The 13,399-nt window shown below is 37.0% G+C and carries 12 protein-coding genes and 1 pseudogene; 11 read left to right on the top strand and 2 right to left on the bottom strand.

Features of this window, described 5'->3' with window-relative positions:
• Positions 1-47: 47 nt before the first annotated feature.
• The 10 genes and pseudogenes from AAV97_RS10710 (at position 48) to AAV97_RS10665 (ending at position 9,889) form a co-directional block, all read left to right on the top strand.
• Complete coding sequence (locus AAV97_RS10710; protein WP_009586775.1) at positions 48-686, top strand: FMN-binding negative transcriptional regulator; 639 nt, start codon at positions 48-50, stop codon at positions 684-686.
• 34 nt (positions 687-720) lie between these two features.
• A complete protein-coding gene (locus AAV97_RS10705) occupies positions 721-1,329 on the top strand; it encodes a GNAT family N-acetyltransferase (protein ID WP_009586730.1) in 609 nt (202 codons plus the stop codon).
• Positions 1,330-1,865: 536 nt separating this feature from the next.
• A complete protein-coding gene (locus tag AAV97_RS10700; protein WP_046760553.1) occupies positions 1,866-3,464 on the top strand; it encodes a sensor domain-containing diguanylate cyclase in 1,599 nt (532 codons plus the stop codon).
• A gap of 120 nt (positions 3,465-3,584) precedes the next feature.
• Positions 3,585-4,565, top strand: a complete 981-nt coding sequence (locus AAV97_RS10695; protein WP_046760552.1) for an aliphatic sulfonate ABC transporter substrate-binding protein — start codon at positions 3,585-3,587, stop codon at positions 4,563-4,565.
• A gap of 187 nt (positions 4,566-4,752) precedes the next feature.
• Positions 4,753-5,490: a YggS family pyridoxal phosphate-dependent enzyme gene (locus AAV97_RS10690; RefSeq protein ID WP_046760597.1), complete on the top strand. Its 738-nt coding sequence runs from the start codon at positions 4,753-4,755 to the stop codon at positions 5,488-5,490.
• Between the two features lie 6 nt (positions 5,491-5,496).
• Positions 5,497-5,757 carry a hypothetical protein gene (locus AAV97_RS10685; protein WP_046760551.1) on the top strand — a complete coding sequence of 87 codons (261 nt, stop codon included), beginning with the start codon at positions 5,497-5,499 and terminating at the stop codon, positions 5,755-5,757.
• Positions 5,754-6,935, top strand: coding sequence for an aspartate aminotransferase family protein (locus tag AAV97_RS10680; RefSeq protein WP_046760550.1), 1,182 nt, complete (start codon positions 5,754-5,756; stop codon positions 6,933-6,935). The genes AAV97_RS10685 and AAV97_RS10680 overlap by 4 nt, the downstream gene beginning before the upstream one ends.
• 5 nt (positions 6,936-6,940) lie before the next feature.
• A pseudogene (locus tag AAV97_RS10675) lies at positions 6,941-7,638 on the top strand (glutamine amidotransferase).
• A gap of 19 nt (positions 7,639-7,657) precedes the next feature.
• Entirely contained in the window at positions 7,658-8,965 is a 1,308-nt protein-coding gene (locus AAV97_RS10670) for an aminotransferase class I/II-fold pyridoxal phosphate-dependent enzyme (protein ID WP_009586759.1), read from the top strand.
• 327 nt (positions 8,966-9,292) lie between these two features.
• Positions 9,293-9,889: a hypothetical protein gene (locus AAV97_RS10665; RefSeq protein ID WP_046760548.1), complete on the top strand. Its 597-nt coding sequence runs from the start codon at positions 9,293-9,295 to the stop codon at positions 9,887-9,889.
• Between the two features lie 307 nt (positions 9,890-10,196).
• Here AAV97_RS10665 and AAV97_RS10660 read toward each other — a convergent pair whose 3' ends face one another.
• Positions 10,197-10,838, bottom strand: a complete 642-nt coding sequence (locus AAV97_RS10660; protein WP_046760547.1) for a serine-tRNA(Ala) deacylase AlaX — start codon at positions 10,836-10,838, stop codon at positions 10,197-10,199.
• Between the two features lie 89 nt (positions 10,839-10,927).
• On the opposite strand from AAV97_RS10660, the gene AAV97_RS10655 reads away from it, so the two are divergent.
• Entirely contained in the window at positions 10,928-11,872 is a 945-nt protein-coding gene (locus AAV97_RS10655; protein WP_046760546.1) for a LysR family transcriptional regulator, read from the top strand.
• 110 nt (positions 11,873-11,982) lie between these two features.
• Here the strand turns inward: AAV97_RS10655 and AAV97_RS10650 are convergent, their stop codons facing one another.
• Positions 11,983-13,134 (bottom strand): DUF1624 domain-containing protein, encoded by a 1,152-nt coding sequence (locus AAV97_RS10650; protein WP_046760545.1) that lies wholly within the window; start codon positions 13,132-13,134, stop codon positions 11,983-11,985.
• Between the last annotated feature and the right edge of the window lie 265 nt (positions 13,135-13,399).

Below are 13,399 nucleotides of genomic sequence, written 5' to 3'. Positions count from 1 at the left end.
AGTGAGAGTGAGAGTGAGAGTGAGAGTGAGAGTGAGAGGAGTCGACCATGTATATCCCAAAAGATTTTGAAATCACTGAAGTGAAAGAGATGCATCAACTGATGTGTGAATATCCGCTGGGAATACTGTTGAGTCATGGCACACAGGGTCTAGATGCTAACCATTTACCTTTTGAACTACAGTTAGAACAGTCAGAGTTGGGCACACTCCATGCCCATGTGTCAAGACAGAATCCTATCTGGCAGCAGCTTCATGATGGTGATGAGGTGTTGGTGGTATTCCGTGCTGGAGATGCCTATATTTCACCTCAATGGTATCCAAGTAAACATGAACACCATCGACAGGTGCCAACATGGAACTACAGGGTTGTACATGCGCATGGCAAAATCCGTATTCATGATGACGAGCGTTATGTACGGGGTGTAGTTGCACGTTTAACTCGGACACATGAAGCAACTCAACCTACGCCGTGGAAAATGTCTGATGCTCCCAAAGATTATCTGGAACCGATGCTTCAGGAAATTGTTGGTATTGAAATAGAAATCACGAGACTGCAAGGCAAAGCAAAACTCGGTCAGAACAAAGATCATCGAGATATTGTTGGCGTTGCCAATGCATTATCTCAGACAGAGCATGGTGTAATTGCTGATGCAATGTATCAGGTTGCAGCAGAGAAAAATAAATAAATACTCATCTCTATGTGGGTAGAAGGAGAATTGAATGACTTGGCTGACATCTCAGGTTTTAGAAAATGATCATGTCATTTTAAAACCGCTTGAAATACAACACATGGAAGCGCTAATAGAAGCTGTATGTGACGGAGAACTATGGAACTTATGGTTTACACATATCCCAACGCCTGAGCAAATGAGGGCTGAGATTCAGCGACGATTAAACTTACAGACTCAAGGCAAGATGTTGCCTTATACCGTCATTGAAAAACAAACAGCTCAAGTTTTAGGCATGACCAGTTTTATGAATATCGAAGCGGTCCATCGCCGTGTCGAAATTGGTTCAACTTGGTATCGACAATCTGTGCAACGAACACATATCAATACAGCATGTAAGCAGTTACTGCTAAGTTATGCTTTTGATCACTTGGATTGTATTGCAGTTGAGTTTCGCACGTCCTCATTTAACTTCAAAAGCCGAGCCGCGATTGAACGTTTAGGTGCAAAACTCGATGGCATATTGCGTAGCCATCAAATTGTGAAAGATGATATTTTGCGTGATACATATGTGTATAGTATTTTAAAAAGTGAATGGGCTGCGGTACGACAACATTTAAATTTTTTGCTTGACAAGTCGAATAATTCCAAAAGTATCTAAGCAGCTTAAATCACCATGAAAATCAACTTGATTGCCAAGGATGCTCTATATTCATGGCAGTCACTTGTTGATTGCGTTTGATTGATAAACATTCGTATCGGTCAAAGCACTGGTTGATTAAATATTTTTTATTCGATAAACATAGTAATGTTATGACTCTTGAACAGACATCAATTCAAGACAATTAGGTAAATTGCTGTCGTTGTAAAATCTATTAATTTAGTTGATATAAAGAATATGCGAAGTAGAGCTTAATATATGATTAAAGTCATGTTAATAAGAATAATATATTTTTACATTAAATCTAGAAGGTAAAAAATACATCCCCTGAGTATATTGTTCAATTAGAGAGTAAAATGAATTTCTTATTTATATTACAGAGGGTTATAATTATTTTTAAGTATTATTATATGAAGTGATGCTTATAATTTGTTGATAATATTATGCGCATCTTATTTTAAGGGGATTGGAAATAAGTTTAATAATAATAAAAATATTGTAGTAATAATGATTAAAAGAGCATAAAATTCAAGCAAATGCTGTTTGCAATTGACTCAATGAAACTAAAAAAATTCATATTTTGTTTAAAATTAAACCTAAGGAAACTTATTCTATTTTTGGCTGTTTTCAGTATTGTTATCCTCTTTATTGCATCTTTATTCGTAAACTACTCTATTCAAAAAAAAGAATTATTAGATACGTCTTTGTCTGTGAATATGGAGTATGCAACGAAGATTGCGCAAAAAACAGATTCACAAATTCAGACGGTATTAAAACAACTTGATTACAGTGCCATGTTATTGGGGCAATCATTTGATGACGAAAAATTTAAACAATCAGAAGTAGACCGCCTCAAATTTCAGTCTAACTTTTTTGATAGTGTGATTATTTCTGATAAACATGGTCGAATCCTCAATTTTTCACCATCGAAAATTGCATTGAATAAAAATGTAATCAATAGAACATTGGGCTTTACTGAATCTTTAGATACCCAAAAGACCGTGATTACAAGTCCGTATTACTCAGTCAAAAAGAATTTGATTGTGTTTATTTCACAACCAATTTTTGATCGGCATAAGAACTATCTAGGTTTTGTAGGTGGTGCGATTTATTTAAAAGAAAGAAATATTATCAATGAGTTATTGACCATTAGTTTTAATTATAAAGACAGCTATATGTATGTGCTCGATAGCCAGCATAAAATCATTTTTCATCCTGATGTTCATCGAATAGGAACATATGCAACAGACAATACAGGTCTGGATTATATGGAGAAACATTCGATAGGAAAAATCAGATTGATCAATAGTAAGGGGGTTGATAATTTAGCGGGTTTTGCAAAAGTGAAACACACTGATTGGATTATTGTTTCGCAACAACCCACGCATAAACTATTAGAAAAAGTACCCAACCTTATCTATAAAATCATTGTATATATGCTTGTTTTTTATATTCTAATTTTTTTAATTATCTGGAAAATTTCCTATTATATTTCTGCGCCATTAAACCGCTTGGCAACGATGGCGAGCCATTTAAACAATCCAGAAACAGCCAATCAAATTAAAGATGTTGATGCGCTATATTATGAAGTCAGGAATTTTAAACGATCCTTGTTGCAAAGTTCTTCAAATTTTAGCAAACGAATTTCTACACTCAACCATTATGTGAATACTGATCCTTTGACAGGGCTGTATAACCGTCGTGGGATGGAGCTGCATATTGAACGCTTGATGAAATCCAATATTCCTTTTGCGATTATTGCTGTAGATATTGATTACTTTAAAAAAATCAATGATCAATATGGGCATGAAAAGGGGGATATGGTGTTAAAGCGTACGGCACAGCATATCAAGGACTGTGTACGAAATATTGATATTTGTTGTCGAATTGGTGGCGAGGAATTTGTCATATTAAGTCCGATAGATAGCCAAAATTTAAGTATCAATATTGCTGAAAGAATTCGCCAACTGTTGGAAAAAAGTCCAATTGATGATATTCCCGCAGTGACTGTATCGATTGGTATTGCACACTGGCCTGAAATATCTACAGATATTCATAAGGTATTTAAAGCTGCTGACGAATATTTGTATTTAGCCAAAGCAGAAGGGCGTAATTGTATTCGCTATAAAAAATAGAATATTGAAGCGTTAAAAAACCTTTGTGAATATTATATGATAAATATATAAAGATTATATATTTATCAATATTTTATTGTCTGTATACACTCGATGAAATATTAGATGATTTGAGTGAATATGAATAAGTTATTAGCGTATGGATTGATTACCATTTTTAGTACAGGGTTACTGCTTTCAGGTTGTTCAAAACAGACACAGGATGATAAAAAATCCATTGATAGCAATCAGATCAGTACACTCAATATAGGCTATCAAAAAGCAGCATTAAAATTGATCGTGGCGAAGCAGAATCAATTGTTTGAAAAACAATTCCCTCATGTAAAAATTGAGTGGAAAGAATTTCCCGCGGGTCCTCAGACTTTAGAGGCTTTATCCGTCAATTCAATTGATTTCGGTTATACCGGTGATGCACCGATTGTATTTGCATTATCCGCGGGGAAACAATTGAATTATTTAGGTTATGAGCAATCCTCACGACAGGCTCATGCGATTTTATTGCCGAATCAGAGTTCGATTAAAAGTCTTGCGGATTTGAAAGGTAAACGAATTGCATTAACCCGAGGCTCAAGTGCGCATAATTTTTTGGCTGAAACTTTAAAGCAAGTTCCTCTATCATGGGCAGATATCCAACCTGTTTGGCTTACTCCATCCGATGCACGTGCTGCTTTGGATAAAAAGGCAATTGATGCTTGGGCTGTTTGGGACCCCTATATTAGCGCTGCTGAAATTGATGGAAATGCAAAGATTTTATTCGAGTCTACAGATTTGCCAACGACCTATAGCTACTATTTGGCGCAGCCTAATTTTGTCAAAAACCATCCAAAGGATGCAGAAAAAGTATTGGCTGTATTAAATCAAAGTGATCAGTGGATTAATGCTCATCCATCAGAAGCAGCTGAGATTTTGGCGAAGAGCACTGGTTTAGATGTCAAAGTGACGCAAAAAGTGATTGCTAAAAAACCAAAACCAAATCCTGTTGCGATTTTAAGTTCAGAGGCTATTCAATCTCAACAAAAGATTGCAGACCTTTTCTATAGTCAAAAGTTGATTCCTAATCAAATTGACGCTGCACAATTTGTTTGGAAACCTGCCCAATAACATGAGCATTGGGTATGTAAAAAATGGCAATAACTTTAATTCTTAGCGCGTGATTTAGTCACGGTGATGAATGGGTTTTATTGAGTAAGCGCAAGCTAATTTGTCGAGCAAGACGATAAAAAGCTTGCGCAATTTTTTAAACCATATTATTGTCATAGGACAAAATTAATTTGTCATGGGTTTTTTTATGGAGCACTTTGTTACGCCGAGCAATTTAATTGGGTTGCAGCAAAACTTTAGTGAGGTTCAGCAACAGATGACAGCGATATGCCAAAAAATAGGACGTAATCCCGCAGAGATTCGCTTATTGCCTGTGACCAAAACTTTAGCGATTGAAAAAATTGAACAGGCATATCAATTAGGCTTTTGTAGTTTTGGTGAAAATAAAGTGTTAGAGGCGAAAGCCAAATATGAAGCGCTACAACATTTACCGATTCATTGGATTTTAATTGGGCATTTACAAAGCAATAAAGTGAAGTATGTTGCCAAATTTATTGATGAGTTTCATGCCTTAGACAGTTTAAAACTTGCAGAAAAACTAAATCATCGCTTATTACTCGAACAACGCAAAATTCCTGTTTTTATTCAAGTAAATACCTCCAATGAACACAGTAAATTTGGTGTTGAACCTGAACAAGCCTTAGCTTTAATTGAGCAGTGTCAGCAGTTTACGCAGTTCAAAATAATTGGATTAATGACGCTGGCTATTCACAGTCAAGATGCTGTTGAGGTGAGGCGATGTTTTCAGACTTTACGTGTACTAAGAGATCAAATTCAAAAAATTTATCCTGATGTCCAGCGTTTATCTATGGGGATGTCTGGAGATTTTGAAATTGCCATCGAAGAAGGTGCAACGGATATTCGCGTTGGGCAGGCTATTTTTGGTGCAAGAGCACTGCCTGATCATTATTACTGGGCGGAGTAAGCCAAGATGAGTCAACATTATCAATTAACCATCTATCAACAGGGCAAATTATTGGGACATTTTCAAAGCCGTTCTATGCACGCTTTAATGAAAATTAATACTTTGTTGAGTTATTTACAGCATACAACCGAATTAAGCTATGAGTTACATCAAGTGATTGAAGATGCGCGTTTTCTTATGCAAAAAGAGGGGGCGATGCAGCTCTTGGGAAGTGAATATATCTATCAGCCATGTTCGATGAATATTTTGTCGCAGGAGATGACATGAGTCATTTAATGCCCGTTTATCAACCTTTAGCCATTGAATTTCAACGGGGTCAAGGGTGCTATCTATGGGATCATCAAGATAAGCGTTATTTGGATGCTATTTCAGGTGTCGGTGTCACCTTACTTGGGCATGCTCATCCTGATATTCATACGGAAATCGTGGCACAATCCCAAACATTCTTACATCTTTCCAATTTATTTAAACATACTTGGAATGAACGTCTTGCTGAAAAACTGGCACAGATTACGGGTTTAACCCAGACTTTTTTTTGTAATTCAGGCACAGAAGCCAATGAAACGGCAATTAAATTAGCTCGTTTATATGGTCATCAGCGAGGCATTCAATGTCCCAAAATAATTGTCATGCAACAGGCATTTCACGGACGTACATTAGGGGCGTTGTCTGCAACGGCAAAAGCTGATTATCGACAGGCTTTTGGTCCCTTACTAACAGGTTTTGAGTTTGTTGCATTTCATGATTTGGCTGCAATTGAAGCTTATCAAATTGATCCCGATGTTGTGGCAGTGTTGCTTGAGCCAATTCAGGGTGAAGCTGGGGTGAATATTGCTTCAGCATTTTATCTCAAGCAACTCAGAGCACTATGTGATCAACAGGATTGGTTGTTGATGTTGGATGAAATCCAATGTGGACTCGGGCGTACAGGAACATGGTTCTATTATCAACAAGCTGAAATTTGTCCTGATGTACTCACCATTGCCAAAGGCTTGGGCAATGGTTTGCCGATTGGTGCCTGTTTAACCCACCCTAAGTTGGGGCAGCTATTACAGTCAGGCTTACATGGTTCTACCTTTGGTGGAAATCCTCTAGCCTGTCGTGTGGCGTATCGAGTGTTGCATCTACTGGAAACACAGTATTTATCCTCAATTCATGCAAAAGGTTATCACTTACTCGATTTACTACAGTCCAAATTAACAGGTTTAAACAATGTGCAATCGGTTCGTGGTGTGGGATTGATGATTGCAATTGAACTGATCCATCCGATTGAAAACCTGACAAAAATTGCCAGTGAAGAATTTGATATCTTAGTGAATGTCACCCAAGGAAAAATTATTCGCTTATTGCCACCTTATATTATCAATAGCACACAAATTGAATATTTAGCTCAACAAATATATGGCTTGCTTAAAGTCATTCATCCCATTGAAAAAGTAGCGTGACCAAGATGAAAATGATCTATGCGATTAAACTTTGGCATTTGAAGATTTAGGCAGTTTTGCACAGACGCTGAATGACTTAAATTATCAAATTCAGTATTTACAGTTAGGTGTCGATGCCTTGGATGAGGCTCTTGCTTCAAAACATCCTGTTATTTTGTTGGGTGGACCGATCGGCGCATATGAAACGGCTAATTATCCTTATTTATCGGATTTAATTAATGCACTACGTACCCGTCTAGCTCATCACTATCCAACATTGGGTATTTGTTTAGGTGCTCAGTTAATAGCAACGGCTTTAGGTGCAAAGGTGTATAAAGGGCATATCAAAGAAATAGGTTGGAGTCGATTAACCATTACCAGTCAAGGCTTTGCCTCAGCTTTAAAGCATTTGGAAAATGTTCAGGTATTACACTGGCATGGTGACACCTTTGATTTACCTGAATCCGCTAAACGCTTAGCAGGTTCAATTTACTATCCCAACCAAGCCTTTGCTGTGGGTCTCAATATTCTGGCATTGCAATTTCATGTTGAAATTGATCCAAAAACATTAGAGCGTTGGTTGATTGGACATGCGACTGAACTCAATCAGGCGAAGATTGATATTTTAAAGTTACGTCAAGAAAATGTACTATATGGGCAATACTTACAGAACAAAGCCAAACTGTTATTACGTGATTGGCTTAATCACCTCATTCCTGTATAAAACTCGATATAGATTTTTTATGAAAATTAAAGGCAACAGCGCTCAGGATATTCAAGATAATATTCGTACACTGATCAATGAAGGGCAGTTAAATGAAGGCGACTTCTTGCCCAGTGTCCGTGAGTTAGCAGAACAACTTGGGCTGAACCGAAATACGGTGGCTGCTGCCTATAAAAGTTTAGTGTCGATGGGCATTGTGGTGTCTAAAGGACGTTTAGGCACACAAGTCAAATCAAAACAATCTTGTCGCATATCAGAAGGCTTTCAAGCATTAAATGAGGGCACAGTCGATTTGGCTCATGGTAATCCCCACCGAGAATGGTTACCAACTCTAAGTCAAATCAATTTTGGTCATCTGAACAGCAGTTTATATGGTGAAAACATCTATCATGCTGAATTATTAAACATTGCCCAACAACAGGTTTTTGCAGATATTCCTCAACCATTTTCAATTGAATTTACCTACGGTGCAGTCGATGCGATTGAGCGAATACTCGCTGCCTACCTCGTTCCTTCCGATTTAGTGGCTGTTGAGCAACCAGGATTTATCACCAGTATCTCTGCAATTGAACATCAGCAATTTAAAATGCAACCTTTTACAGTCAGGAGCGATGGTTTTGTTCTTGATACAATTGAACAAGCCTTATATGCAGGCGCACAAGCATTGATTATTACGCCACGTGCGCAAAATCCAACAGGCTATAGTTTAGATCGCACTCAGGCTGAGAAAATTTCAAAACTATTGGAAAACTATCCACATGTATTGGTGATTGTTGATGACCATTTTTCAGTACTTTCTCAAACCTGTTACCAACATATCATTCCCACCACAACAAAGCACTGGGCTGTAGTACGTTCAGTATCCAAATACTTATCGCCAGATTTTCGTTTTGCATTTGTTGGTTGTGATGCTGAAACTTCAGATAGATTGCGACGAAAATTGAATGCAGGTTCAACATGGGTCAGTCATATCATCCAAGAAATGGTGTTCCAGTTGTTCAGTGCTGAAAAATTTCCGGTCAACTTAAATCAGGCAAAATCTTATTACCAACAACAAAATCAAAAAATTGTGCAGTATTTACAACAGTTTAATATCCCTTGTGCGATGCATTATGATGGTTTAAATATCTGGCTTGAATTGCCACATGCAGACAAAATCAGCAAGATTTTATCGCAACGAGGTTGGTTGGTACGTTCAGGACGAGATTTTAGCGTCAATCAAGAAATTGAAGGCATAAGAATCAGTACGGCTGATATGACAGAACAACAGATGAAAGACTTTTGCCAACAATTTGAACAGATTTATCAAGTTATTATTAATTTATAAATCAATTATTTATTTAAAAACAATGGGTTTAACTTATACTTATTTTAAGAGTTTTGCAGGTAATTTTGACGGTACTCAATTTAAATTTTAGGATTTAGGATATGGCGGGTACTTGTTTCGCGATTGAGCAGTTCTGCTTGAGATCATTTCAATATTAAAGCGAACGGAAGATTTTCAAGATATTGGATGATTTCTACTAAACTGTCTCATAAAATAGCAAATTGTTAAAAAAAATTAAAATAATAATTCATTTTTTAGACAATATATCTTGAAATTATAAAGGTAAACTTATAAAACAGTATAGTCGTATTAAAAAAGGCTGCTGTGATGACTTCTCGATATAAACCTAAACTTCACCCCATTAAAGTCATTAAAGATTGGCAAGGTGAGGATTGGGATGTCTATGAAGAGTATAAGACAGAGATCGGTCAAATCATTTACAAAGGTCGGGCGTATAGTACGACCCGTGGCAGTTATGCCTGCATCCTAACACCAGAACTGGCAGATTTTATACGGCAAAACTCCCGTCAAGCTGTGATGAAGCAATTGAATTTTTCAGGCATCAAAGTTTCTCGACTTCGAAAAGAATTGAATATTCAACGGGAAAAAGTGGTATTAAATCATCAATGGGCAATCGAACATAAAGATGAGTTATTGGGGGATGGTTTTGAAGATTTGTATCAACAATATGGTTTAAACAAAGATCAAGTCAGTAGTTATGCTCGCTATTTAAGATGTTATGCAAAAGTCAAAAAACCTCATCCACAACGTATCGAAAATAAGCGTTGGCTTTTGGCAAATCAAGCAATCATTACCAGCTCAACAATGACCATGCAACAGATTGCCGAACAATTGCAAACCACCAAAGAAAAAATTGTGATCGCAAGAAAGCAGTTAAAAAGGCTTGCAGCACTTGAGCGTTAGTTTGTGATCATTCGTGCTCGATTACGACTGGGTAAAATATCTCGAAATAGGCAAATAGATGGTGATATCTATGGTTATTCACTCAAGTTGAATATGTATTTGAACAAAATCATGCAAAATATTTTGTAAAAATAGAACAGTTTCAATTCACCCAAAGGATGATTAATCGTGCTGGCTAATTATTCCAATGTATATCTTGATGACTTTAGTTGCTTGGCATCGTGATTTATTTAAAGTTTTATCTTCTGATCTTTCATCTTAGTCAAATATAACGTATCTCCAAAAAATGAAGAGATCTGCCTAAATATTATAGGCACATCTCTGTAACTTTATAGGCAACAGTGAGTTTGCCTTTTTTTATTTTATAAGTAGTAATTTCGATACTGCCAATTTCTGATAAAGATTGAACATGTGTCCCACCACAAGGAAATTTAGGCAGATCGCCAAAACCAACCTCACGATAACCTTGGTCATTTTGTTGCATCATACGGGGCAAATCACGGCGAATGTAATGCTGACATATCTCTTGAAGATGGATTTGATCGATATCTTGAGCGTTTTCTGACTGCGTAAATTGCACTTTTGCATCTTCAGGCCAATGCTGTGCCTTTACAGGATGCCACCCAAAGCTTTGCATGATATGCCCGATCAAATGACCTGCGGAGTGGAGACGACTATAAAAATGTCTTTGTTTCTGGGCAACTTGGGCAAAAGCCAGACCTAGAGCAATTTCACCCTGACAATAATGAATAATATCACCATCCTGTTGTACAACATGAACGACATTCACATCGTTTATTGTACCTAAGTCACTCGGTTGTCCACCGCCTTGAGGATGAAACGGTGTTTGTTCTAGCCGAACTGCAAATAAACCATCTTGATTTAATTCGCAAGATAAAACCTGAACGTCTGCACTGGTCTGGTCAGATAAATATAAAGCCTGAGTCATATTAACTTCTACGCAAATTTCTAAGAAAGAATTATATGAAGCAATCCTATTGATGATAATCTAGTAAAAAATGAATTTACTTTTTCCTCATGGGCACAAATCAAAGCATTGCATTACTTCAGGAAATGGCTATTTTCGTCAAGGTTGTGGAGACAGGAAGTTTTTCAGAAACAGCACGACAACTGGGCAATACACCTTCTGCGATCAGTAAGGCCATTACTCGACTTGAACAGGCTCTAGAAACCAGACTGTTGCAAAGAACTACACGAAAATTACGTTTGAGCGAAAGTGGTCAGCAAATTTATGGACATTGTCTTGAAATGCTCAATGCTGCTCAGGCAGTGATCGACAACACAGGAAAATTAAACAGTGAACCCAGTGGTACAGTAAGGATCAGCGTACCCAAAGCAGTGGGACACTATATGATTCATCCACATCTTGCTGAATTTTTAGAACGATACCCCAAAGTCGATATTCAACTGTTATTGGAAGATCGCATTGTTGATTTTATTGATGATGAGATTGATTTGGCGATACGGATTACCAATGAGCCAGCATTGGGATTAAAGGGAAGAAAATTAATTCAGATTGATCATGTACTGGTCGCAACTCCAGAGTATCTCAAACGTTATGGCATTCCACGAAAGCCTCAGGATTTAGTGGATCATCAATGTATCTATTTGGGTGAGCAAGCCAGCGACTCAAAGTGGAAGTTTCAAAAAGGCAATAAAACCACCAGTGTTGTTGTTAAAGGACGATATTCTGCAAATCATACTGGTATACGCTTAGATGCAGCATTAAATCATATGGGGATTGCAAGTTTACCTTACTTTGTTGCCCGTCAGGCTTTGGCAAACCATACTTTGCTGCAAGTTCTGCCAGAATGGTATTTTAAAACCTATTACAGTGGTGCTGCGTGGTTACTCTATCCACCGACACGCTATTTAGCGCCAAAAATAGAAGTATTTATTCAATTTCTCGCTCAGAAATTAAGATCAGAACCGACACTGAAACATGATGAGTCCCATATTTAAGGGATGCTATGATTCTAAGATGTTGGTGGTATTTTAAGAAAATACTGATGCTAAAATAATTTAACATCAGTCTGTTGGGTGTATATGTGCTGATTTAGCCCAAACGCATTTTATAAATATTTTAAAATGGGGATGTGTTTGTTTTGATGTTTAAACTTGGAAAATTTGAGCATCAATGGATAGAGCAAAATACTCAATAGTATGGAGATCAACCATAAGGTAGAGACCTGATCTACACCATAATATTGACCTTGTGTCGTACCAAAAAATTGCACTGCAACCAGATACAACGCTTTTAAAAGATATAAATGAACGATGTAGAAAAACATAGGAACTGAACCAAAAATAATTAACGGTTTAACCCATTTTTGTGTTTCAACTTTTTGTAAAAGTACCAAAAGAATAAGCCCCATACCTGCATTCCAAAGAATAAACAGTAACGAAGGTGGGTACTTGGTGAGGTTCATAAAGCTCATCCATGTTTCTGAGAATGCTGGCATAACTTGCCATGCTTGATCACCATAGAGATTGATGATTCTCAGTATGAAAAATAGTGCAATGCTGGATAAACCAAAGCGGAGCAAGATCTGATCTCTTTTTGCCGTATCATTGGACGGGGCAAAAACCTGATGACCAATACAATATCCCAGTGTAATCACACCAATCCAAGGCAAAACAGGATAAGAGGTTTTTAAACGAACGATGTCTCCAATTTCGATCCATCCACGGTCATGTAAGATGAGCCAAAGTTGGTGTAAAACTGGGATATTTTCAAAGGCGATTTGATCAAGTAGGTTATGACCAAAAATAATCATCAAGCTGATACACCAAAGCAGTTTTTGCGGTAATCCAATCAGTGCTGCCAAAGCAAGCATACTTATGCCAATTGCCCAAATCACCTGTAGATAAATGACATCGGGTGGAAATTTCCCTGTCCATGCAAAGTTGATTATTAGCAGTTCCAGAAAAACTAAAAAAAGCCCACGTTTGATTAAAAATTCACGGGTCATCTGAAGGCTATTATTTTTTGCTTGATAAAGATATGCCGATAAACCCGTCAAAATGACAAAGACAGGCGCACATAAATGAGCCAAAATTCTGCTGAAGAATAAGGGTTCTTCTGTCGCTGAAATAATCATCGGATCTGGAACTTGATGATGCAGATAAAAGGTTTCTCTGACATGATCAACCATCATGATTAAGATAACTAAACCTCTTAATGCATCAATGGCTTGTAAGCGCTGGGAAGGGGACGTAGACATAAAGAAAAGATAAATATAGTGTTATGATATACTGTAACATTAATTTTTCTGCTTTTAAAATTAAAAAAAGATCAGTAAAGTTGATGTTTTTAAAATTCAAAATATTGCTGGTTCTAAGCGAAATAATTTTTTTATATAAATGATCAATACTATTAGCTTTTATGGATATTCATAGAGATGTGTTTAGTCTATTCACCAAGTCTTTAATTTTCTCAAGCCTTATTAATAAAATAAGGCTTGAGCCATACAGAATTTTTTATGGCGA

This window comes from Acinetobacter sp. Ag2 (genome assembly GCF_001005515.1).
Taxonomy (GTDB): Bacteria; Pseudomonadota; Gammaproteobacteria; order Pseudomonadales; family Moraxellaceae; genus Acinetobacter; species Acinetobacter bereziniae.
This window is presented reverse-complemented; position numbering and strand designations above follow the sequence as displayed.